Raw genomic sequence first — 25,606 nt, 5'->3', positions numbered from 1 at the left:
TCGCTAATATCATGCACTCAAGGAAATTTTATGTTAGAGGTAATCGTGTGAAATTATACAAAGTGGCACGGTGAGCGGCATAAATTTGGTGGGCACCCGTCTCCAAAACGGAAAGTACGTCATCGAGAACGAGCTGGGACGCGGCGGTTTTGGGGTGACCTATCGCGCTATGCACCGAAGCCTCAATCAAGTAGTCGTCATTAAGACGCTACGTTGGCCAACCAATGATGCAGAAAACGATCAGCAACTGCAAAAGTTTCAGGCAGAAGCACGTCGTTTAGCTCAGTGCCAGCATCCCCATATCGTTAACGTTACTGACTTTTTTATCGAGGCGGAGCGCCCCTATCTGGTCATGGATTTTATTCCAGGGCAACCGCTATCAGAGCTTATTTTTCCCAATCGACCTTTACAGGAAGACCTAGCCTTACAGTATATTCGACAAATTGCCAGTGCATTACAAACCGTGCATGCCCAAGGCTTGCTTCACCGCGATGTGAAACCTCAAAACATCATGGTTAACCAGGGCAATGCGATTTTGATTGATTTTGGCATTGCCCGAGAACTGGTGAGTGGTCAAACCCAAACCCATACAAATTTAGTTTCTGAAGGCTACGCTCCCCTAGAGCAGTATTTGCCCAAGGCAAGACGTTCAGCGGCCTCAGATGTTTATGGTTTAGCGGCCACCCTCTACTCTGCTGTCACCGGTCAAGTGCCGGTAGCCTCTGTAGTGCGATCGCACCACCCCCTCACTCCCCCTCGACAGATCAACGCCACTCTCAGCCCCAGCACAGAACAGGCAATCCTCCAGGGCATGGCGTTGCAACTAACTGAGCGCCCCCAGTCAATTGCCACCTGGCTAATGCTGTTACCAGCAGCCAACAAACAGGGGATACAACCACCCACCACCCAAGCGACCCAGGTTGTGGCCCCTGGCAGCCCTTCAGGCTATGTTTCAGGTCAGGATGATTTTCAAACTGGTGCTAAGGAGAAGCAACAACAGAAACGACAGGGTCCAGGCGTTATTAAAACATTCTTTTCTCTTATGCTCCTGGGACTGATAGCAGGTTCAGGATTTTTAGGCTATCGCGTATATATTGCTGTTCGCCAAGCGGTCAGTAATGTAAGGGACAAGACAGAAGACTTTGAAGTCTCTATGCCAGAGATTAGACTTCCCGAAGTCCCCCAACCTGAGCCAGAGGAAACATTAGCAGAAGAACCCAGCACTTCAACAGAAGTCCTTCCGGATCCAACAACTGCTGAGAGCGCACCGCCAACACCTGTTGCCACATCGCCACGACTAATATTAAAAGACAGTGGCAATCCCAATACTGCTACACCTGGCAATGGCAGTATCGTACCCGTACCTGGCTTTGCCCCTGGCACAGCGGCAACAGCTGTTGTTAATCGCCTGGGGGAACCCACACGACAGTCTGTGTCTCCATCAGCCACAACGGCTGTATACGAGCTAGATCCCAATAGAGCAACCGTTGCCTATATATACAATGCTGCTGGTGACACTATTCAGCAAGCCGAGGCCGTCTTTGCCCCTTCTTACGATCGTTTAATCATGCGCACAGCGCTAGCAGGTATGCTCAATGGACAATCTACCCGAGAGATTGAAGGGGGGTTAGAACAGGTACGTACCGGTCAGGCAAATCAATTTCCCTTTGAGCACAACGGTTTAACCGGCAGCATCGAACGCAATGATAACGGGTTTATTCACATCCACGTACGTTAGAAAACCGAGATCTCTCATATAAAACGAGACCCGATGTAGAGACGTTCCATGGAACGTCTCTACATCGGGGTTGGTAATTAGGCGTAATTATCGACAACAACGTGATTACGTTCTCGCCTATTCGTTTTCCATGTTGAAGATAAAGGGTACCTGACCGCCCTTATCTCCCATAACCAACACCCTGGGCATCTGGGAACCACCGAGTTTCCAGGCTTCAATGGCCTCTTTCTGAAGCACCAGTTCCCCCCCTTGGGCCTTTAATGTTTCAGCCAACAAACGCTGGGCTTCGGCGCGACCTTTGGCCCGGTTGACTTCTGCCTGGGCTTCTTGTTCAGCCTGCTGGGCTACATACACAGCTCGACGAGCACTTTGCTCAGCAATTTGCTTTTCTTCTACCGCTCGGGCAAATTCTTCTGAAAATGAGAGATCAACAACACTCGTATCGAGAATGATGATGCCGTACTTTTCTAAACGGCTACTGAGAGTATCGTCAAAATCTTCCTTTAGCTTAGTTCGTTGCGTAATCGCCTCTTCTACAGTACGACGGGCAGCAGCAATCTTAAAGGATTCCTGGGTCTGGGGGGCAATGATCTTGGTAACTATATTGGCCAACGTTCCTTGCTTTCTGCGGATTTCCACAATATTGCTAGGATCTAACCGAAAGTTAATGGCAAATCGAGCCCGTAAATCCTGAAGATCCTTAGTGGAACTTTCAGCGGGCACTTCAAATTTCTGAACCGTAACATCGTAAACATCCACAAAAGACACCAGGGGTGGCTTGATGTGAATCCCCTCTAGCAAGGGGGCATTTTGGGCTTTCCCTAGAATGCTTAAGACACCGGCCTGACCAGGATTAATAATGACCAAAGTGCTGGTCAAAATCAGGCCGGTAATAATGGCCAAAAGTGCGATCGCAGCTGGCTGCCAGCTACCCGTCCGAGCGCTCAAAATTAGTTCCTCCGAGTGTAGATGGGGAAAATTTTTTTAGACAAAATTTTCTTTCCCCAACGTATCCTAACCTTCTGGCAACCCGGTGACCACTTTATCTCCATCAATCACAGTGCCAATTTGATAGGCAGATTGAAAATGAGCCAACGTAGCTTCGGCTTGATCAGCAGGTACAACCAGTACAAAACCAATACCCATATTGAAGGTTTTAAACATTTCAGCAGTCGCTACATTGCCAGCTGCTTGTAACCACTTAAATACCGGCAGTATGGGCCAACTATCCGCCTCTATATATATAGATTGATTTTCACCGAGGCAACGAGGCAAGTTCTCAGGAAAACCACCCCCCGTAATATGAGCCATAGCGTGAATTTCTAAGCCACTCTTCAGGGCAGCTAACACTGGTTTTACATAGAGTTGAGTGGGTGTCAGCAACACCTCGCCCAGGGACTGACCCGCCAATAGCTCCGGGCATTCATCCCAGCCATAACCGACCGATCGATCTACGGCTTGCCCACCCAAAGACTCCTGCCGGGGCGCTTCCGCCATAATTTTGCGCACCAGACTGTAGCCGTTACTGTGCACACCGCTGCTGGGTAGTCCAATTAAGACATCCCCTATGCGCACCCGAGAACCGTCTAAAATGGCACTTTTTTCGACAATACCGACACAGAATCCGGCCATGTCATACTCACCCTGACCATAAAATCCAGGCATCTCAGCCGTTTCTCCACCTAATAGGGCACAGCCCGACTGACGACACCCCTCGGCCACCCCTGCTACCACCTGGGTCAGCTGCTCAGGGGCCAATTGCCCCGTAGCCAAATAATCTAAAAAGTAGAGAGGTTCCGCCCCTGACGTCAGCACATCATTGACACACATGGCCACAAGATCAATGCCCACTGTATTGTGACGATTCAACATGTGGGCCAACTTGAGTTTGGTACCTACACCATCTGTCCCCGAAACCAGAACGGGCTGAGAATATCCCTCGGGAAGCTCAAAATAACCGCCAAACCCACCTAAACCACCCAACACTCCAGGACGGCGAGTTCCTTCCACCAGGCTGCGAATAGTTTCCACAAACGCACGACCTGCTTCAACGTCCACCCCTGCCTGTCGATAATCCATAGACCTTACAAGAAATAGCATCCCTTAGAATACTTGTGGACGGTGGGCAATGCCCACCCTACGCGCTAAGGGCCTCAGCCCCTAAGGGAAGATGGGCGATACCTCCAGTAGACAATGCCTAAAGACAATACCCAAAGACAATGCCCAAACCTATAGAATCTTCATGATATGTCCGTTGACAAGAACATTATTGGTCATGGAAACTAGACCTACCACGGGGACAAAGTCTAAAAACGAACTGTAAGGTTATTTGGCATCTATTAATAATCTGTAATCATTGCAAAGCCATACATAATTTTTCAAAAACTAATTAGTCTGCTAGGACAGCTAGAAAACCGTCTATAAGCCTTGGCTGTCGAAGCCTGTAACTGGCGAATGAAGAAATTGTAAAGATGTTCCGCTAGGCCATTGTCTGTTTTCCCGGTCAAAAATGCGGTTCCAAACAGCAAAATCTTCGTGATAAATTAGCTCGCGTTGCCAATTTTTATTTTGTCCGCGATGCATTGTCATCTTGAAGCTACCCTATTCAATCCATTGAATTTGCCACTTCTCGCTCTGCGATGTAGACGCATATGCCTGGTGCACTCTGATTTATGAACAAAAAGTTTATTGGTCGTGTAGCAGTTGCCACATTGCTTGCCACTGCCGTTTCGATTCCTGAACGGGTCCATGCCCAAACCTTTGATACAGGTCCCAGTGGAGCGTTTGAGGTTTCAGTCAACGACCAGTCCTTGGAGTCGTCTTCAACCGATACGCTTCAGAAATTTAATCGGTCGACGACCACCGTTCGCGTTAATGCCCATGCCCATGAAAGTCGGCAAGCTGCAACGGTTTACGTTAAAGATATTCCCGTATTAACCTACATCGATTCATCTGATACAGCTGAGGTTGTATCTGGTTGGGTGCCCCTAGAAGAAGCTACAACCAACAGGGTTATTGCTGATGCAACTCAAATGGCATCACAGCTGGAGCAATTGAGCGATCGCAACACAGATTTCACCGCCCATTGGGATGACGGCACTTACATGGTCAAAGCTGGAGACAGCCCGCTGCTCACCCTGGGTGAAACAGTGCAGCTTTCCGATGCCACCGAAAATGACGCAGAAAACGTTCTGCAAATTACCAATCGGTTACGCCGTCTTATCGGTGATGGTGCGACAGAGCCCATTACTGAAGTCATCGGTAGACCCGAACCACAGCAAGTGGCAGCCATCCGTTCTAGCTATAGTGGCATGGCCTCCTGGTATGGGCCAGGATTTCACGGTCGGATGAGTGCCAGTGGTGAATCCTTTAACCAATACGCCATGACTGCCGCTCACCGCACCCTACCCTTTGGCACTCAAGTTCGGGTCACCAACTTGAACAATGGTCAGCAGGTTGTGGTCCGCATCAATGACCGTGGCCCTTTCAGCCGTGGGCGCATCATTGACCTCTCAGCTGGTGCGGCCAGTGCCATTGGGCTGCAAGCAGCTGGTGTCGGTCCTGTACAAGTTGAAGTGCTGCGTTAGTCTGGGTCAATCAGGTCTAACCCTATGTGGCCATGGCGACACCCAAGTGTTGCAATCATCTAGAGACAGGCTACGGGCCTATCCCTAGATGATTGTCTTAGTAAGACAACTAGGCCGTCTGCTATCGTTAAACCTTGTGTCTAAGGCGGTTGCCAGGAGACTGTCTTGCGTTTACTAAAAACGATAGAAGGATTGCGATGTTGGCTACGCAAACAGTCTGGCTCCATTGGTCTAGTGCCTACCATGGGAGCATTGCACCAAGGTCATCTCAGTCTGATTCATCGGGCACGACGCGATAGTGAGTTGGTCATTGTCAGCATTTTTGTTAACCCCCTACAGTTTGGCCCCAATGAGGACCTCGCAGCCTATCCGCGAACCTTAGACTTAGATGCCAGAATGTGTGAAGCTGCTGGCGTTGACTGTATCTTCGCGCCAACAGCGTTAGACCTTTACGGACCTAATTTTCAAGACGCTGACGCTCTGGTTACAGTTTTGCCCCCTCCCGCATTGGCGAGACCCCTGTGTGGACAGTTTCGCCCTGAACACTTTAACGGAGTCGCCACGGTCGTCACGAAACTTATTAGCCTCGTGAGACCACAGCGCTCTTATTTTGGTCAAAAGGATGCGCAGCAATTAGCCATCATTCGCCGATTGGTTAAGGACTTAAATCTGCCAGGAAGCATCATTGGTTGCCCAACTGTGCGAGAAGCGGACGGATTAGCCCTTAGTTCTAGGAATAAGTATTTAAGCGAGCAGGAACGTCAACAAGCAGTTATACTCTATCGGGGGTTAAGGAGAGCCAAAGAGAAGTTTAAAGCAGGTGTGCGATCGCAACATTCTCTCGCTTGCATCGTCTTTCAGTACTTAGAAACGGCACCCGCTGTCGCTCCCCAGTACATCGAACTGGTAAATCCATATACGTTGGCCCCCTTAGAAAAAGTTGAAACAGTTGGTATGTTGGCAGTAGCAGCATTTGTAGGGACTACACGATTAATCGATAACGTCGTTTTACGGGCACGGCGACCCATCATTGCCATTGATGGTCCCGCTGGTGCTGGTAAATCAACGGTGGCTAGGCAGTTGGCTCAGCAATTGGGTCTGCTTTATTTAGATACTGGGGCTATGTACCGTGCTTTTACCTGGTACGTTCTTGCCCAGGCATGCAACCCAGACGATGAAGTTGCTGTTGCTGACCTGCTACCTAAGTGTGAGATCAAGCTTGTTGCAACTCCTACCGATGCAGGCCCTCACCCCCCGGAAGTCTGGGTAAACGATACATTGGTAACCCAAGCTATTCGCACCTCAGAGGTCACTGCCAACGTATCCACGATTGCCGCCCAGAGTTCTGTGCGGGAAGCGCTGGTCAAACAGCAGATGCAATATGGCCTAACCGGTGGTGTCGTGGCAGATGGTCGAGATATTGGGACCCATGTCTTCCCCGATGCTGAGCTCAAGATCTTTTTAACAGCATCCGTTGAAGAACGGGCTCGTCGTCGTCAAAGAGACTTGGCTAACCAGAACCAGCCTGTTCCTGAGCTGTCTGATTTGGCTCAAGCCATTAGTGAGCGTGACCATAAAGACAGTACGCGAGAGATTTCTCCTCTGCGCCAAGCAGATGATGCCATTGAAGTTGTTACAGATTCTCTGGCCATTGAAAGCGTCTTGGATAAGCTGTTGACCCTCTATAAAGAAAAAGTTGTCAGTGATGACGAGTAACACACACTGATAACGACTAGCCTCCTGCTCAGACCGCCCATAAAAACCAGGGGTAAATATACGTAAATTGGCTCAGATTTTCCGTCAATTTTGGCTCTAATTTACGTGTTTACGAGGAAGCTTTTACCCATATAAGCAGGGGAAAATAAAGCTAATTCTGAAGAACGCGTGCAAGGCGACTAATCATCCGAGGGGGCATTTGGATGGTTTATTTGAATCTTGTATCCATGCGTTTTACAGGTGAGCTGTCTGACCCTGGGGGCTTTATGGGGTCAGGCATTTTTCTTTTTAAAGCGCTTTTTCCACTATTAAGCTTGAGTCTAGACAAGGTGTTGTAAAAACTCATAAGCTATCGCATCTGTATCATAAAGTTAGACATCTATTGAAGATGTCTAACTTTATGAATAAAAGTGCAGAAAAAGCAGGGAGAATTCATTTAAGAAAGGAAAGAATTGTTGGAATGTCATGAGCTAAGAATCGCCTAGCTTTGGTCAAAGAATGATAGCCATTATGCCGTGCAATATTGATGACCATATTACGGATAATGGACCAGTTGGTCGCTGCATTAAAAGCTGCAAAAGGAGCATGATCTTCTCCCATGACGACATCCTTGACCCAATGCACTAGATTTTCAATCCCCCAATGCCCCCGAATGCCTTGGGCAAGTGATTCAGCCGTAGCCTGAAGGGAACTGATATAGTAATGAACTTCATGGAAAAGCTTACCTTCTCTGAGCCCACAGCGGGTGACCTCAATGATTGAGGATAGCCCTCGCCAATCCAGGTCAATATCCGTCAGGTCGTTAACAACTTTAACAATCCAACAAACATAGCGATTACGACTCGTGTCAATGTCAATGAACTGGTCATAGTCACTGGATTGGATGGCCGCTTCTACTGTCATCTGAGCCTGTTGATAAAGTGTGGGTTGATTCGCCTTGAGGGTAATCACATAGTCATTGTCACCGTCTATGATCTGTTCAGTTGTTTTTTTGTGCATGGATAGCATCCAAGGTGAACACCACCGATGTCAGATGCAGGCGATCTAAGAGGGTTTGGACGGCCTTGATTTCATTCGTCTGATGAGTTTCAAATTGCTCGACAGCCAACACAGTCTCTTGAGATTGGGCATACAACGACACTAAGGTGACAAAATTTTGATACTCTGTGCCCCCCTCAATCACGGTCCCTTTGATACTTTTGCCATCGAGACTCATCCAATCGTTGGCAGTGATATCGGTATATTGCATGGCCCATCGTTCAAAATGGGCATTGAGTACTTGAAAGTTAAGACGCTCTAAGATCCGTCGAAAGGTTGTATCAGAGGGTAATCGTTTGTTTTTCAGGGTTAAGTCTAGGGCGTCACAGAGGACCGAGTAGTGACGGGTGCCAAAGTCTTCCAGAGCGGCATACCCTTGACAACCACTCATTGTCCCCATCACAATCAGCAACAAGATCAACCAAAGGGGATACCGACGACCTTTGCCAGAGCGAAAATCACGAATAGTTTTCAACTCTTCGATTAGACTGACTGACATCCTCAACACCCCAAACATACGTTATTCAGGCATTGTAGTTTTTATACCTTGAACGAATTCTCCCTGAGTGCAGAAAAAGCATAGTCGGTTCATCTAGGCATTTGATAAACCAAGAATTATTACTATAGTAAAACCGTTAAAGTGATACGATGCTCTAAAAAAACAATTAAAGTAGTATCTTTGCTATCGCCTAACAATATGTAGATATGTCCATATATTTTTTGAAGTGAGTCAGCTTTTCCATAAGCAACTGTGAATAGTTATTGTGTTTTTTAAGAGTTGTCCATCTAGTAGTCTAGGTTGAATACAGAGTTCGTTTTATACACCTTCTCATCAAATACTAAGCCAAATGTTTAACCTGGAATAAGGCGTATACATAATAGGTATAGATCTAGGTTAATCTAATACTATAGGAACAGCATTAACTCAGTGAAAGTGATGGTTGTAGCTAATACTGAAATGTAATCTTTGATCTTGCAAGCTACTATCCAATTCCTTTCTATCAACGAGTGGCACACCGTAGTCTAGTCTAATTTTCAACCTTTCTGACTCTAGGATGTTAGCTTGCAGGCCAATTCCAACACTTGCAATAAAATTAGGATCTAATGTCTGATTAGGATTATTATCGTTATTCCAAATCCACCCCGCATCAACGAATGGAATAACTTGTAAGTCTAACCATTGTAGCTTCTCGCTACCAAGCAAATCAAAATCTATACGGTCTTCTACAGAAAAAACTATGCCATTATCGCCAGAACGAAAGTTTTCTCGGTAGCCTCTAACGGAACGTGCTCCTCCCATTACAAATTGGTTAAGCGGTAGTAAACTGTTCGGAGTCAGTTGGACTGACGCACGAGTAAACAAAGTGTGCTTGTTGCTCAGTGTCTTAAGAAACTGGGCTTGACCATTCCAACTAAAAAATTGACCATCTGGAATGGATGAGTCATTGCTGGTGGCATCAAATAAATCTAACCCCAAATTAAACTGAGAACGTAGAAGCCATAGTTCATCACTATCCCGTTCAGTATATTCTTGAGCGAAGGATAGCGTTGATGTACGACTAACACCAGAATCATCTGGGCCTAAACCAACTCTGAAAGGCTGCGTTTTCCCAATGAAGGTCTGATTTTCTTCGACTGAGAAACCAAACTCGAGAGCTAATTCTCGGCGAAGCGAACGAATTAAAGGTTGACGATAATTTAGGGAGTATCTTTCAGTATCAGAACGAAAACCAAAGGGTGCAAAATTGCCCTGCACAACATCATTTTGATCATGAGATACGTTGAAATTTAAGCGCCCTAATCCACGATTTATTGGAGGAGGACTATAACTAACCTGCCAAGATGAAAATAATTCATCGCTCAAAATATCTCTATCCTCAGAGCTAAAAACAGATCCAGTAGTATCCTCATCCAAATTTAGTCGCCCGTTAACTACAAATGTCTCGCCGTATTCGTTAAAATAGTTTGCATTCCAATCGAGTCCAAGATCTCCTAGGCTGGGTGGTGAGTAGTTATTAAATGATGCTTCGACATCCCAAACAACCTCCTGTACCGTGATATCTAATATGCTGCCCCCTTCAAGAGACGTATCTTCCCCTAGCTCTAATTCCGGAACACGTAATACTGATAAGGTACGATCCGTTTCAAAGCGAGGCTCTAAAGCAAGTAGACGGACATAGCTTTCTAAATCTGACAAATTAACTGGGCGTTCAAATTCGAAGCCCAACATATCATCTGATATCGGTATATCACCTATTACCGGTCTCAATTGTGCTCGAATATAGTTTCCTAAAGGAGTGCGCTCTCCAAGCCTTATAGGTTCTACGCTAGATTCCAAGCTTCTTGTTGTCTCATCAAAGTTGTCTAATAAGGATTGAGGTTCGAGTTCTTGAAGTATAAGCTCTTCATTATCTACAGGTTTACTCTCACTATCGTAGATATACTCTGAAGAATATTGACTCGTAACCCTTACATCTTGAATAAAACCTTCAATTACAGGAATTAATAAAGTCCCATCAAGCAATACTTGTGGAGCTATTGCGCGAGACGTAATATAACCAGCACTAAGATATTGTAGCGTTACAGCCTCTTGAATATTCCTAATCTGTGCAGGTAGCACTGTTTGTCCAAGGAAAGGAGTAAGAAGAGCATCAAGCTTTGCCGCAAACTCCTCATTCTTTTTGTCTCCATTTCTTCTATCGTACAAAGAACTTTCACTAAAGCAGTATTCTAAAATAACAATATTTTCATGATCATCATATTCAATCAATTGATTGGAGGAGACACTTAAGACATCATCTTGGCTACAAACAAATGATGTAGCACCTGAAACCACATTGACAGGAACATTGTCAGCTATTTCCGCCGGATCTGAATCCAAATTAGAAACAGAAATGCCCACATCATTGAAGCCTTCAGAATTAGTTCCTACTAGAGTAGTAATGTTAGCATTACTACTCTCATATTCTAAGTGAAGGCTAGAATTCTCTAAGGCAAAATTTCCCGATAGACTGACTGGTTGTTCTAACAAAGAAGTTTTAAGAGTTTTCGATTGCACCTCAGAAGGTTGAGCCTGCGTAGATGTAGTGACTGACAAAGCAAGGGAAAAACTAAAAAATGACAGAACATAATGCCGACTGGAAGAGATAGAATACATCTTAAAGAAAACACCAACAACCATGTAAAATCTGCTTAAGCGCAAAAATTCTTTTCAAAGAACAAAGAACTTTGCTTCTAGCAATACTTACCAAGGACTCCCTATCAAGGTAAAAGCAGACCAGTAAAAAGGATGACTCAGTTGCTCTACAACTTCAGACCTATTTTCGCGCAATCTCTTTCGGATATTTCTAATTCCTTGAATTGCAGTTTCTGTCAATACTTCCTCAGTATTACTAGCCCATGTAGCATCTTGGCTCACTAATAAAGATTCTATTATGATCTCTAACTCCTGAAGATTCTGTCGAAGACGCTGTTTATCTAACATAGCTAGCTGAGTTTTTTGGACGGCTTCTGCTTTTGTCTTCGAACTACCTAAGCTACGATAGAATTCCATCATGTAAATTAATGTAGCCAAATCACTGACATACCAAAGACTAGCCAATGTAGACTTAACTTCTGCTTGCAAAGACAACCCAGCAAAACCAAGTTCCGCGTTCGAGTCACCTAAAGCGGTTTGACAAGCACTCAAAATCAGCAAATCAATTGGTGGTTTCCGCCAATTAAGTGTATCAATTTGGAGAGCATTTAAGGGTAGCGTAGTATCCCACAGTTGAATTTTAGAATCACTAACACTGCCTGCACTAAAATTTGCATGGGTTGCAAGATGAACAATCTGAAACGGATGATCTCTCCGCGCATTTCGGACGTTGTCTAACGTAACCTGTTGATTCGACTTTACCTCAACAAAACGATTTGAAGACTGCTCAAATTCAGTATCACCTCCATTAGTATTACCGTTCCATATATTTTGAATAAGCTTCAGTTCTAACGGAACTGCACTAAGAGGAGGATATATATCAGAATTCTGAAACTCAGAGATCCCCATTGCTAGCACATCTGCTTTCGTCAAATCACTACGACGGATATCAAGGGATTCAAAATTTGGAATAACACTAATTCTATACTTCTCAGTGAGGTATTGATCTGTTTCCGAATCGTAGAGTGCAGCAAGGGGAATAAGTCTTAATCCACTTTCCATAGAAAACAGTAGAGTATTGATGTTTTCTATTCCCTCTTCTTCAAACTTAGCCTCGATTGGACGAATGAGTAAATCGTATAAGCGATCAGAATACTGCAAATGGGTATCCGTACCTGGCTTTTGAATCTCTCTCCATAGATTTTCAACCTCTTCCACTAAACTATCACGAGAGACTTCATTAGTTTCTTCAAGCTCAAATTGCTCACTCTCAGTATCATCAGCCTCAGAAGAAAGAAGCTCTGGCTCTTTTTGCGCCAATATCTCTGCTAACTGATTTTTTCTTCTATAGATATTACTATTACTACGAGCAGAGTTTAAGCCAGTTTGCGCATCGTGAGAAACAGCTTTATCTAAAACGAATCCAGAATCATCAACTTCGGGATCATCAGGATCAATTCTCCTTTCCTCAGTTAGCTTTTGCTCAAAATCAGCAATGCTCTCAATTTCAATAGCTCCACCTTGAGCTGTTTCAACACGGATAAAAACACGCTTATCATCAGAAGATATATATACTACAGCAGCCTTAGTAGATGGCTCCTGTAATTCCATTTCATGCAAAGCGTATCGAATAGTACTGGAATCTACAATTTTGCGAGTAAAGTCACGACCAAAATACTGTTCAAACTCTTCGCTTCTTTGTGCGTCTAACTCAGCCGTGTTGATCTCCGCTTCAACCTCTGGAGAAGACACGAAAGTTGATGTTGGAGGAGGTTCAATTAACGTCGATGAAGTCGTAGAAATTAGATTAGAATTTATTGTTCCCGTCGATATGCTGCTTCCAGCAAGACTAACAGTCCCACCTGTTCTATCTTGTCCAAAACTCTCGGTTCGAAGGTTGCCAGTAGTAACATCACCAGTAGACGAAATAGCGGAGATATTAATATCTCCGCCAGGACCATTAAAAGCCCAAGCATCAATATCACCTACAACAATGTCGCCCGAAGCGGAGTTAATAGTAACTTGACCACCTCTATTCTCTCGTGCAGTAGATCTAATATTACCTAAAGTAATATTACCACTTGCATTTATGTTAACTAAGCCTCCAGTTGCATCTGAAGACGAGGTAGATGTATCCAAATTACCAGCCGTAATACTGCCTTCTGCATTGAGTAGAATATTCCCCCCAGTTTCACCGAAACTAGTTTGAATATTACCTACAACTATATCTCCTGGATTTGAAAGTCCATCAACTGGTTCAAATTGAGTCGGAAAGAAAAAGCTTCCAGCTGAGGCGGGGAGGTTATCAGGATTTGCTAGAGTATCTAATCCCGCCCGAAGAATAACCGTACGGGCACTTGTTAAAAGTCTAATGTCTGGATCAGAACCGGTGAGGCCTACATCAGGAGAAGTGATAATTATATTGCCACCTTGAATGCTTCCTCGTGACTCAACTTTGAGAGAAGACCCTATATAGTCACCAAATACAACATCACCGTTAGCACTAATAATGGGGTCATATAAACTCCTAAAGTCACCAGGAGCTGCATCTAGATCAAGAATTGAAAAGCTGCCGCCACTAGAAAAGTGAGCATCAGCCGAGATAGGTTGGCTACTCACTAATTGCAAATTACCACCACTAGCAAATGCTGTCTCAGGATGAGTCAGTGCTAAGATATCAACGAACTGATTGCCCTGTAGTTGCAAATTATTTCTTGCAACGGCAATAAAGGGATTTTCTAGGGTATCTCGTAACTGTAGAGCATCATTAGCAGAAAGTTGCAGGTCCTGAGTTGCCTGAAAATCTCCACTAACCGAGGTTAAATCGTTACTTGACAAAAGGCTTAGAAAACCACCATCTGCTTGTTGAACGTAAATATCTCCTGGTGAAACTTGGAACTCACCACCAGCAACTTGAACCTGGTCAGATACGACCTCTACAGAGGTATTAGCAGCCTCCGCTGTGCTAGTTAACATCTGCGGCAAAGACAAAACTGGTAATGCCCAATCTTGGGGCAAAGACTCCAGTTCACTGGGTAATTTAACTTCAAGTTGCAAAAAACTACCAGGTCGGCCAATACGAATGGCTTGGTTACCTGGCACAGAAGTCACCAACAATTCTCCATTGGGAGCTGACAATGTACCTGAACTAATAACTGTACCGCCAACCAGAGCCAAGTTTTGGCCAGACTGGGTCGATAAATCAGCAAGATTTAAAATCGCACCAGGTTGGCTCCCTGTAAATGCAAAACCTTGAGGGGTACCTAATAAGGACGTGTAGTCATTGACACCTGATGCACTAAACCAACCGTCTTCAAACTCAATACCGTTCGCCGTAGTGGTTATGAAATCAGCTGGCAGGTTTAGAATTGCATTAGGTCCAAAGGCAACTCCAGAAGGGTTCATGAAAAACAGGTTCGATGAACCACCACTGACCTCCAAAAGTCCGTCAATCAGGGATGCCTGACCACCGCCCACACGTACTAGGATATTTTCAATTTGAGGATTGGATAAGAAATTGGCAATCTGCTCTTGGGTAAGCCCAAACGACTGAAAGCTGTGGAAAAGATTTGCCTGATCTCTTGAAAATTGGCCGCCATCAATATTAAATTGAGATCCCTCAATAGTAACAATAGTACCTGTTCCATCATTAGAAGGAACAGGGTTCGCCTCAACTATCTCAGAAGATATAAGCGAGAGAAGTCCTAAAGAGACTGAACGACCTAAAATTCGCCAAACTATCTTGTTCTCAATCTTGAACATCGAAACACCCTTTACATAATCAGTGGTTAAAAGAGTCAAAAGCTAAGTCAAAACAAACATCATTATCAATTTAAATGTCATAAAAATCTAACAAAAACACATTACTCTCTCATTACTAAACAAACGAAGATACCTTTCTAAGTACAGCAAATGTACGTGAATCAAGCTATCAAGCTTTCAACTGTTATGATATTAATCTTCTCAAACAACCTTTGCTTTTTTATTATTTACTCGCCTAAAATTATAGTCAAACTCACGTATCAACGCTAATCGTTTTCATACATCTCAATTTAAGAGCATTTACTCTAAAGATATTTGAAGATTGTGATTGTGTCAGTGCATATACGTACTTTTCAAATCATATTGTTATTTTGTAAGTGTTTTTCTATCAATAGATTTGGGCATCTATGAAGCAGCAGGTTTCTCAGCAAGTACTCAAGCGTTTACTGGCAGGTATTGGCATATTCCCGTTATTGGTAGCTGATATTACTTTTGCGATTACACCAAGGCCTTCCGACCTAAGTCGCAACTCACGCTTCGCTCAGATCGATGGAAGTGATAGATGTGAAAACATTTATCTAGAAAGTTTAGAGAGACAGAACACGGATTTCAGCAATCAGCTATATGAAGTTATTAACTCTATCGATAGCTGCTCCAACCAAGACTTAAGTCGTATTTTTAATGAGCTGCTAATAGTTTTAGAGTCAGAAGAACAAAGCATCGATGACACCGATAAAACAATGGTGTTACATGGTTTGGGAGCAGTTATTGATCAAATCAAGCCAGAAACCGATAGTTATTATATAGATCCTTTAGATATAAGCAGATTACTGAGTATAGCTGAGAGGCTTCTAAAAACTCAACGTACTACTAACTCCGCTGAGTCATGGCAACTGCAAACTTCTGTTATGACTCTACTAAGCAAAGTTGCAATTCTGTCGGTAGCCTCATCGAATGGGGATCAGCATCTAGAAAAGCTCGTAAGTTTTTTCGTGAATAGCGATGATAGTCTTATTACGTTAGACATATCTAATACTGAAGACGCTAGGACCTTTCGTGAAAGACTAAGTGCTGGTAGTAATGCTTCACAAACAGAAAAAGTTCAAGCAGCTACCTACAGAGCTCAAGTAGCTTTTCATTTAACAGCTCTTAAGGCTCTAAAGGATATAGGACAGGGACTACAGCAATATCTAGCAAGGTCTGATAGTGATTACTATAGAGGACAGCTGAAGCTCATTTCTGAGAATACGGATGACTTACTGAAAAAATATCTACAAACAGTTTTAGAGATTGAGAATCGTGATGTTGCTTCTGATGCCCTACTGATTGATATTCGGATTGCAACTATCGAAGCTTTAGCAGCATCGATCTTTTATCCAAGCTCCAGCTCAAATAATACAAACGTAAATTGCCCAATACGGACTGCTGAAGATGAGGAGAATGGTAATGACGTTGAAGAGGAGACTGATTCCCCTTACGTGCTGTCTTCTCATACTTTATGCTTATTAAATATGATCGCAGCTAATGCTGAAGAGACTGGTGAGGTTCGAGCAGGTGCGATCGCAGCTATAGAACGCCTTGGTAGTGTTGGGGATCGTTTCTATTCTTTTGCAGTTAGAAACCTATATGGTGTAGCTCAAGAAGATTTAGATGAATATCACAATGATCGCGACGCCATTGAACAGCAGACTGCAGAACAGCTATCAGCACTTGATATTGCCAGTCGCCTTGACGCGAGGAGAGAGCCACAGTCATCTGGCTCACTGGAAACGCAATCTAATTCAACATTTAATAACCAAGCGAACGATGCAGGAGTTCAAATCCCCCTAAGACCAAGATCCCTGTCACAAGGAGCAGACAACTTATTTGTTACCCTTGAACAAGGATTCGCTGTAGATAAGGATGAAGAGCTCAGGCAAACAGCCGAAGTCGCATTTCGTCAGTACTACAGCAAGGATTTTAGAGAGTTAGTTAAGGCAGCTGAGGGATCTATTAATGGTAGCCGTAATGAGCGACTACAGTTATCTGCTACAAAAGCTGCAGGCGGTGTTAATTATCGAAGGCTCAATCTAACCGAAGAAAGTTCAGATTCCTTGGAAAAACTCGCTGTTTTCCTTGGCAGAAGCTTGAGTTCCAGAAGCTGGGAAATTCGTCAGCAGGCAGCTTATGCCCTAGGCCAAATTGCATCTTTCCATCCAAAAATATTACAGCAGCAAAAATTTGCATACAAGATTGACGGTGGAGAAATCAGCGTACTAGAAGCACTATTTTTAGGCCTCAACGACTATGGTATAGACGAAAAGCAATCAGAAAATGTTATTGCTACTGTTGCTTTTACCATAGGGCGCTACGGTCGTGCTTTAGAGCAAACTAGTAAAGCAGTAGAGCTTAAAGAAAAGTTTGGGTTATCTGGGGATAATGAAAGTGCTCAAGGTATCACACAAAAATTACAGGAACTCAAAACTTGCCTCAAGGTTATGACTATACCTACCTCTGTGGATATGAGTACAGAGAGGTTTAATGCTCAAAATAACTTAGGACAAGTACTATTTGAATTCATTAAGAGTAAAAAACCTCATGAATTGAGACAGACACTTTCCCTAGGTCAGTATGAGTATGAAATGTTTCTTGAAGAAATTAGTGCATTAGCTGCGGAAATGGCTTCAGACATTAGTATCTCTTGGCAGAGCAAGAGCAATACTTTGCACGAAACCTGCAAACTAGAAATACCAAATGTAGAGGTTTCTAAAACTGATCGAGCAGCTGTAGCCGCAGCATTTGTGCTAGGTCAAATTGGTATTAGCGACGGGAAAATAGAGGCTAGCTTAGAAGAAAAGCAAATAGTTGAAGACCTATTATGGGTTTTAAGGGTGCGCGATGTGCTGTTAGCAAGCAATGACTCTAATACATTCGCTTCTGACAGTGTGCGGGACAGCATTGCTAGTTATGTCTTTGCTCAGATTGACTCTAGAGAACATGATCTTATAGAGAGACTTCTACACCCCATTACTCTTCCTGATCCCCGAATTGACCAGCCAATAAAGGATGAATATTTAAGCTACTTTCATAATCCAGTGACTCGGGCAGTTGTTATCGAAGCATTGGACCAAATTGGTCTAGAACGAACATCCCTTAGACAATTTATTAGCTATAAACCTGATGATGGGCAAGAAAAATACATTAGTCGGTTTCGTCGGCTACTAACCTCAGACCTTGATGCTAGTAATCGCGTGCAAGCGGCTGTTACTAGCGTTGTTGAGAGTAGCAATAGTAGAGCTGATGCAGAACTACAGGAATTATGGGAAGGGCTATATAAACTCAACGAACAAGAGCTCCACAGCAGTGATAGATGGTTGGATGCCAATGATCAGAGGCGGTTAATGCGCTTGAGTCGTAACTTACTTGATGCATTAGAAAATGACAGTAAGGCACTATACGACACAGCTAATGATTTAAACCAAGCTCAACATACACTTTCTCTACCCTACAGTTCATTACTAGCCTGTGCGGGTTCTGGCTATGCTCTTGAAGCTGTCGGCATTGATAATGATGCTGTCGTCCAAGAATTAATGGATCGAATTTATGTTTATCCTCAGCCCTACAGACATTTTTGCGCGTCAAATCGTCAAACAGTTTCAAATCTAGAAGAACCTGGTACAAGAGAGCCAGTTTTAGATGAACCATCACTGATCGAACAGCTACGACTTATGAAGAGCGGTGCGATCGCTGCACTTGGACAGATTGATCCATATTACTGGCGGCGACAGGCTGTAGTTAGTTGCTTGGTCAGCTTAGCTGGTAACAGTAGACGGAATTTGACACCCAATGCTAACTGCCCTGTAAATGTAGGGGAGGAAGGTAAAAATAATGAACGACGAAATCGTCAGTTAGATTGGTGTTTAACCCCAGCACAATACCAAGACTTTAGACAGCACCCATATTTTGATCGCTATTTTCATTTTGATTCATTGGAGTATGGCATTGTCTCTCATGAATATTCAGAAGATCGTTTAACTGACCCAACAGCAGGAGATCCCCTAACTGCCTCAATTCAACAGAGTAGATGTTTACCAAGTAATTTAGCCAATGGCTCATCTCGATTACCTGAGCGTTTGCCCGACTTTGCCCCTGAAGATCCAGAAAATGAGGAGCAAAGAGCGCAGCTACCTGCTGAATATCAAGCAGAGGGATGGGGTATAGAAGAGGTATCTGATTATTATCTGCTTCGACAAGAGTTACGTAGACCAGCTCTGGAGGCATTAGGGCAGATTGCGTTGAGAGAACCAGACACAAAAGCTTTGAAAGCTTTAGTTACCCTAGATCTAGGCAGTATTGATAAGATACCTATTGTTAAATCAAATAATTTGAACCTCGTTCGGGTAGAACTGTTGGAGGAGATTGCTCTATATGTTCAAGCCTCGACTCGGTTTGACCGTAATCAAAAGCGAGACAAAATTGCTCTTATCATCAACGAAGGTTTGCTACCTCTAGCATCGACAGTTGAGCTTGATGACACAGATGACACACGCCTAGACACACGTCTAAGTGATACTGCCGTTGGTACTCTATCTCTTTTAGGTCCTAATGCTTTTGAATGGTTTAGTGCATCAGAAAGAGAAATCTTTATTAAGAATTTAGGATTTAGAGACTTTTCAAGTGACGCGATACAACTCGCACAGGATTGTGAAAATGCATCCATTGGACTGCTTCGACGAGAGAATCTTTGCTTAGGTTTAACTAATATAGTTAGCAGTGCTTGGCATCCTGAAATTAATCGTGAGTCTATCCTTACCAAGTCTGTAACAGACACACTGAGGAGATTAGCTGAAGACAAGGAAAGTGCAGTAATTCGAGCCAGTGCTGTTCAAGCACTGGGTAAAATTAATCAAAGTAGCAATGATGAGAGCTATTATTTGTTACTAGGGCGTTTAGGGAATGATGAACCCCGTGTTGTGGCTCAGTCTATTCAAAGTTTTTTACAAGCTAATCCTAGAGAGGTCATTCCAAAATTAGCACAAGACCTTGAAGCAGAGGCTACTGTCGCTTGGCAAGCTGCTCATGCTATTAGACTCCTGGCACAAGTGTCTTACAGTAGTAATGCTGAAAATAGTCATCCAGACTGGCAAACCGCATTGCCTAGTTCAACTTTGACTACAGCATTAGTTGCTCGTTTAAGACAGTCGACATTTAATACTGGGTTAGCTAATGAAATCATCTATGCTTTAGGTGAAATGAGAACAGCTTCTGTTGAAGCTCAGGATGTACTACAAGACATTTTGATAAGTAGAACCGATTCATCATCTCGTGCAGCGGCAGCCTATGCTTTGGGCAAGATTGGTAATACTCATCCAAGGCTTGGATCTTTAGCATTGACAGAGTTACATTCTATTGCTGTTAATGCCAGTGGGTCTGAAACTATTGAATTACAGGCAACAGCAGCTCATGCAGTGTCTCAGATAGGTGTAAATGCTTATCGAACAATGGTAGGTCTTGATCCCCAAGAAGTGCTGAATGCTCTTTTAATTGCTCACTATAATTCGGACAGCACAGATTCCGATGAACTGAAAGCAGTTTTACTATATTCGATGGGGCAGCTAGGGTTTGACGATAGCCGTGTTTCTAGACTATTTGTAAACAGTTTAAAGTCTGATCAACCTTTTAATATCAGAGCAATTGCAGCAACTTATTCTGGAGGACTGTTACACGAAGAGTGGGAATGTGCACTTCCCAGAGAAGAACCGTCAGCTAACGATATCAATAACAATAACTATGTAACCGAAGTTTTGAAAAATATTCAAAACGATAAAAATACTTGCTTAACAGAAGCACTAATCAATGCAGTAAACAATGATGAAGATATAACTGTACGAAAGAATGCTGCGATTTCATTAGGCACTCAAATTGCGTTTACATCGGAGAAAACCTCTAATTACTACAGAAAAAGAATTATAGAATCTTTAACTGGGGTATTTTGGAATGAGCGAGAATATCCATCGGTCAGGATAGAGGCAGGAAATTCACTCAGAGAGCTAGCAAGATCCGAACTCGGTAGTATCGAGTTAACTCTGGCTTTTGAAGCTACATTTGAGAATTTGGGAGATGTCGAAAAACTGAGGTCAGGATTACGATCTTCGCAAGTTGGAACCTTGGAACAGGTTTTACTCTCTGTAAGAAGCGAAACTTTGATTAGCAGACTTGATAATTTGAACGTGAATAATCTTTTAACAATAATTCTCAATAGCATTCGAGCAGAAAGAGACAGCGTTCGAGCGAATGCAAGTAGAAGAGTTGGTTCTGAGCAAGCGCTTATATGTCAAGTAAGATGGTTCAGAGGTTCTTGGATTTGTAATCTCTAGAATACTTAAGGAAATCAATATTTCACTTTTTACAAGCAATCGTTTAAAGCTTGGATATAAAATCGACAGCTATCACTTCAAAAGTTTCTTAGATCTAAAGAGGGTAAAGTTTTGGCAACTACAACTAATAATGTAAAACGTTCAGATTTTAGAGGTTTTGATTTCTCAAAAATAAGTGGCCAGAAACTCAAAGAATATAGCAGTCGCTTTTCGTATGCAGATTTACGAGGAGCATCTTTTAAGGGAATTACTCTTGAACAAATAAGCTTTTCAGACTCTTTGATTCATGGAGCTAATTTCCAAAAAACAAGGCTTATTAATGTTAGTTTTGATCGTGTAAAGGCTGGTTTTACGCGATTTTGGTTTTTTATCTTAAGGCTCTGTTGTATCCCAATCGGAGCAATAGCAGGGCTGATTTGTGGATACTCATCGGTATTTATGTATGGTCTAGCTTCTGTACCTATTGAAAAAGTTAATGAAGCTTATTGTGGTGAAAGCATTACTGATGGCAATATAGCGCAAGTCAGTGAGTTTAATTCATTCCTTGGTTTTATCTTTGTAATAATATTTTTTATATCAATCGTTATTGCAATTTACAAGGGTACTCGTGCCGTATTTGCAATGTTCATAGTTGGGATCACAACCTTATCTTTCTTACTCACAAGCTTACTACCTGATCCATTCGCAACAACATCAATCCTTGGCTTTGCGAGCGTTATGGGAGGTCTTGTTGGAATTATAACTCAATCACAGGTATCTTATCTTAACTTGGAATTAGATAAGCAAGTATTAAAGAACTCTGACTTAATTGATCGACGCGACAGGAGATATTTATTTATCAGGAGGATATTAACTTTAATACCTTCGATACTTGGAGCATTTCTAGGAGCAATGCTTTCTGCAGGAGTTTTTGCTAAGGAGAAGTTGGAAGGTGAAAGTGCTTTAATTTCAGCTCTATTAGTGACTATATTAGCTATCGGAATGTTGCTTTTCGGTGAGATGTTTGCAAATGATGCTGTTAGCTCAGATGATGATAGAAGAAGGAAGCATCCGTTAATTAATCAGGCTTTCGATTCGCTCATACGTAGGTTGCAAACTAGCTTTAGTAAATCCTCTTTAACTAACGTTTACTTTAGGAACGCAGTTCTCAGAAAGAGTGATTTTTCTAATGTAGTAGGTTCTGGCATTATCAATGTTACTGGAAGCGACAGAGAAGATCTATCATCAGAAATGATCAAGAGTCGAGATGAAGGTTATACCAAGCCGAAGGAAGCTCACGATAATGGTAAAAGTCAGACACAAAGTAATCCAATGAATTTTTACAACAGCACCGTAAGTGTAACGGTTGAACAGAACATGGATAAGAGAGTTAGTGAAGGAGATACAATTAGTATCAGTAAGTCTCAAGTTACGGGTTCGAATACCATTGGTAGTGGGTTTTCAGCTAACAACTCTATCGAGAATGAGGAAATAATTGATGAAGATCTTTAGGGTATTTCTGAAGGCTTTAAAATTAAGCATTTTTTATAAGGGAGGATAAAAAGTAAAGTTAGAGAAACATCAAGTTTCTGATTATTACTTTATCTAGCTGTTCTTTTTTGAAGAAAGAATAGCTAGATAGGATATTCGAGGATTATTATATAATCATGAACGATAAAATCAACATCAGTGGTTCGCAAATAACCGGTGCTAACAGTATTGGTAGTGGTTCGTCTTCTGGAAATTTTATAAACTCCATAGATGCTCAATATCAGCAGAATATCAGTGGAACTGATAGCATAGAAAAGATATTGGAATCCTTAGTTCAAATAGCCGAATCTTTCAGTAGCCAGTATAAGGAACTTGCTATAACATATGTTGAGGATTTACGCAGTGATTTAAAGCAAAAAGAAAAAAATCCATCCAAGCTTCGTATGAGAATTCTTTCTCTCCTAAGTATAGTAGTTACTTTGGGAGGTGGTATTGCAGGTGTTGCTGACTTTGCAAACAACGTACTTGATCTGTCTCAGAAACTACAAGTACCTTTTGTAGAAATCCAACCTCAGCTTAGCCAGGTTAAACAGTTGTATCCTGATTTTAAATGGAATCTTCCCATAGACCAATAAAGAATAGGCTTTGCTTATAAATGATCAGGAAAGATTTTCAAACAACCTCTCCTCATAGCCAATGATCATCGGGAAATTTTCTTGAAGAAACACCATTGTTTTAGAGCAATGCATTAAGCAAACTTGTTGAGTTCACAGGCTGTTTACATCACGTTCTTGCAAGGTTACAGCAGAGTTAGAAGTATTTTTTCGCTAACATCAAAGTTAGCAGTCACCGATTGCACATCCTCAAGATCTTCCAAAGCATCCATCATTTTTAATAGAGACTTTGCTTGATCAATATCGGTCACATCAACGGTATTACTCGGTACCCAGCGCACCTCAATATCCTTCACTGTATAGCTTTCACCTTTGAGATGAATGCTGAGATTCTCCAGATCGCTAGGGGGGCACAACACTTCTGCACCGGGGGTATCTTCATCCACTTCGGTCAATTCGTAAGATTCAGCTCCCCCTTCAATGGCCGCTTCTAATAGGGCATCTTCTTCCAACTCACCCTTGACGACAACTACGCCTTTTTGGTCAAACATCCAGCCGACACAGCCAGTTTCGCCAAGGTTGCCACCGTTTTTGCTAAACGCCGCTCGCAGATCGGCAGCGGTGCGGTTGCGATTATCGGTCAGGGCTTCCACCAGTACAGCAACACCGCCCGGACCATACCCCTCGTAACGAATGGATTCTAAGTCACCATCGCTGCCTAATTTGCCAGTCCCTTTTGCGATCGCACGGTCAATGTTGTCATTGGGCACCCCCGCTGCTTTCGCTTTATCAATGGCCGTCCGCAGCTGAAAATTACCATCGGGGTCACCGCCACCATGCTTTGCTGCCACAATAATTTCCCGTGACAGCTTGGCAAATACTTTGCCCTTAACCGCATCAACCCGTGCCTTTTGGCGTTTGATATTGGCCCATTTACTATGCCCTGCCATAACGTCTTAGTCGTCATACACTAGCCCACTATTGTAGCGAGAAGTTTTGAAAGGAAATTGGAAAGGTTGGGAAAGAAATAGGGAATGGGCCATGGGAAAATCTCCCCTGTAGGGGCGTTCCATGGAACGCCCCTACAGGGGAGCCTCACGCAAGTTGTCCCGCCCGTAACGCTGCCCCAATCAACCCTACGCTTTGATTGGTAACCAAGTGAATGGGCACATTATCCAGCAGTGGGCCCACGCGACCTTTGTGGCTAAAGGCTGTGAGAAAACTGCCGTCGCGGATCAGGGGCATGTTTTTGGCCGTGACGCCACCGGCTACGTAAAGGCCGCCGTAGGGTAAAAGTTTGAGGGCTAAATTGCCAGCCGCCGCCCCGTAGGCATCAATAAAAATTTCCATGGTGCGGCCAGCAAGACGGTCAACGGTGGCAGCTTTGGAAATGGCAGCGGCTGGATCGGGGAGTTCGCTGCGTTTGCCTGCGCCTTGCTCCCAATTACGCACCACTTGAGCGAGTTCTTCGGACTCAGTGGCAAAGTTGCGATCGCGTAAAAACTGATAGATAGAGACAATACCCTGGCCAGAAACCACCCGCTCGACAGAAACACGGGAAATAGGATGTTTGTCTAACAGGTAATGCAGTAACTGAAACTCCAGTTCAGAGCGAGGGGCAAAGTCGGCATGGCCACCTTCAGAAGGAAATACCTGGTATTGGCCACCGCAGTTAATTAAAAACCCCTGGCCCAGTCCAGTCCCAGCACCAATAATGGCAATGGGCGCTTGATCATCATGGGTTCCCGACTGTAGCGTACACACATCATCTGACGTTAGTCCTAGTACACCATAGCCAACGGCAGCAAAGTCATTGATCAGCTCTACCGTTTTGAGACCCAGTTCATCAGCGATGCGATCGCCACTCAAAGACCAGGCTAAATTTGTGAGCTGGGAACGATTATTGACCACAGGTCCAGCAATAGCAAAGCAGGCCGCTTGGGGCTGGGCATTTGAAACTGCTGCCAGGAAGTCTTTTACCATCGGCACCAAATCAGCATAATCGCCACTGACAAAGCGCTGTTCATGGAGCGTTTCTTGGGGATGAGTGCCAGACTGCACCAACCGCAAAATTGTTTTGGTACCGCCGATGTCACCCGCTAGTAGTTGCATCATAATGATTTCGAAATCAGGTCAAATTTAACGTGATAGTTGGAGAATGTAGAAAGTCGTTGGCACGCCCTTTTAGA

12 protein-coding genes and 1 pseudogene are annotated in these 25,606 nt (G+C 43.4%); 6 read left to right on the top strand and 7 right to left on the bottom strand.

Going from position 1 to position 25,606, the window contains the following annotated elements:
• Nucleotides 1-70: 70 nt before the first annotated feature.
• On the top strand, nt 71-1,738 hold the full coding sequence (locus QGP82_RS28940; RefSeq protein ID WP_499061753.1) for a serine/threonine-protein kinase: 1,668 nt from the start codon (nt 71-73) through the stop codon (nt 1,736-1,738).
• A 117-nt stretch (nt 1,739-1,855) separates the two neighbouring features.
• On the opposite strand, the gene QGP82_RS28935 is transcribed toward QGP82_RS28940, so the two are convergent.
• Complete coding sequence (locus QGP82_RS28935) at nt 1,856-2,686, bottom strand: prohibitin family protein (RefSeq protein ID WP_163667415.1); 831 nt, start codon at nt 2,684-2,686, stop codon at nt 1,856-1,858.
• 66 nt (nt 2,687-2,752) lie between these two features.
• On the bottom strand, nt 2,753-3,817 hold the full coding sequence (purM, locus tag QGP82_RS28930; RefSeq protein ID WP_499061752.1) for a phosphoribosylformylglycinamidine cyclo-ligase: 1,065 nt from the start codon (nt 3,815-3,817) through the stop codon (nt 2,753-2,755).
• A gap of 593 nt (nt 3,818-4,410) precedes the next feature.
• Here purM and QGP82_RS28925 point away from each other — a divergent pair.
• Together QGP82_RS28925 and QGP82_RS28920 are read left to right on the top strand one after the other, a co-directional pair.
• On the top strand, nt 4,411-5,325 hold the full coding sequence (locus QGP82_RS28925) for a septal ring lytic transglycosylase RlpA family protein (protein ID WP_499061751.1): 915 nt from the start codon (nt 4,411-4,413) through the stop codon (nt 5,323-5,325).
• A 165-nt stretch (nt 5,326-5,490) separates the two neighbouring features.
• On the top strand, nt 5,491-7,041 hold the full coding sequence (locus tag QGP82_RS28920) for a bifunctional pantoate--beta-alanine ligase/(d)CMP kinase (protein ID WP_499061750.1): 1,551 nt from the start codon (nt 5,491-5,493) through the stop codon (nt 7,039-7,041).
• A 435-nt stretch (nt 7,042-7,476) separates the two neighbouring features.
• On the opposite strand, the pseudogene QGP82_RS28915 reads toward QGP82_RS28920, so the two are convergent.
• The 3 genes and pseudogenes from QGP82_RS28915 to QGP82_RS28905 form a co-directional block, all read right to left on the bottom strand.
• A pseudogene (locus QGP82_RS28915) lies at nt 7,477-8,548 on the bottom strand (ISAs1 family transposase); the annotation flags it as partial.
• 456 nt (nt 8,549-9,004) lie between these two features.
• Nucleotides 9,005-11,260, bottom strand: coding sequence for a ShlB/FhaC/HecB family hemolysin secretion/activation protein (locus tag QGP82_RS28910; RefSeq protein WP_499061749.1), 2,256 nt, complete (start codon nt 11,258-11,260; stop codon nt 9,005-9,007).
• A 63-nt stretch (nt 11,261-11,323) separates the two neighbouring features.
• Nucleotides 11,324-15,016 carry a CHAT domain-containing protein gene (locus QGP82_RS28905; protein WP_163667401.1) on the bottom strand — a complete coding sequence of 1,231 codons (3,693 nt, stop codon included), beginning with the start codon at nt 15,014-15,016 and terminating at the stop codon, nt 11,324-11,326.
• 368 nt (nt 15,017-15,384) lie between these two features.
• Here QGP82_RS28905 and QGP82_RS28900 point away from each other — a divergent pair, with 368 nt between their 5' ends.
• From QGP82_RS28900 to QGP82_RS28890, 3 genes are all read left to right on the top strand, one after another.
• The gene (locus QGP82_RS28900; RefSeq protein ID WP_499061748.1) at nt 15,385-21,333 is read left to right on the top strand and encodes a HEAT repeat domain-containing protein; all 5,949 of its coding nucleotides are present in this window, start codon (nt 15,385-15,387) and stop codon (nt 21,331-21,333) included.
• Between the two features lie 111 nt (nt 21,334-21,444).
• Nucleotides 21,445-22,824 (top strand): pentapeptide repeat-containing protein, encoded by a 1,380-nt coding sequence (locus QGP82_RS28895; RefSeq protein ID WP_163696979.1) that lies wholly within the window; start codon nt 21,445-21,447, stop codon nt 22,822-22,824.
• 155 nt (nt 22,825-22,979) lie between these two features.
• A complete protein-coding gene (locus tag QGP82_RS28890; RefSeq protein ID WP_499061747.1) occupies nt 22,980-23,438 on the top strand; it encodes a hypothetical protein in 459 nt (152 codons plus the stop codon).
• 164 nt (nt 23,439-23,602) lie between these two features.
• On the opposite strand, the gene QGP82_RS28885 is transcribed toward QGP82_RS28890, so the two are convergent.
• Together QGP82_RS28885 and QGP82_RS28880 are read right to left on the bottom strand one after the other, a co-directional pair.
• Entirely contained in the window at nt 23,603-24,367 is a 765-nt protein-coding gene (locus QGP82_RS28885) for a YebC/PmpR family DNA-binding transcriptional regulator (protein ID WP_499061746.1), read from the bottom strand.
• Between the two features lie 145 nt (nt 24,368-24,512).
• Nucleotides 24,513-25,532 (bottom strand): glucokinase, encoded by a 1,020-nt coding sequence (locus tag QGP82_RS28880; RefSeq protein WP_499061745.1) that lies wholly within the window; start codon nt 25,530-25,532, stop codon nt 24,513-24,515.
• Nucleotides 25,533-25,606: the final 74 nt, after the last annotated feature.

Origin of the sequence: Leptothoe sp. LEGE 181152 (genome assembly GCF_032906605.1) — a bacterium.
Lineage (GTDB): Bacteria > Cyanobacteriota > Cyanobacteriia > Phormidesmidales > Phormidesmidaceae > Leptothoe > Leptothoe turfae.
Note: the sequence above shows the minus strand (reverse complement) of the source record. Positions and strands in the feature narration are given on the sequence as shown.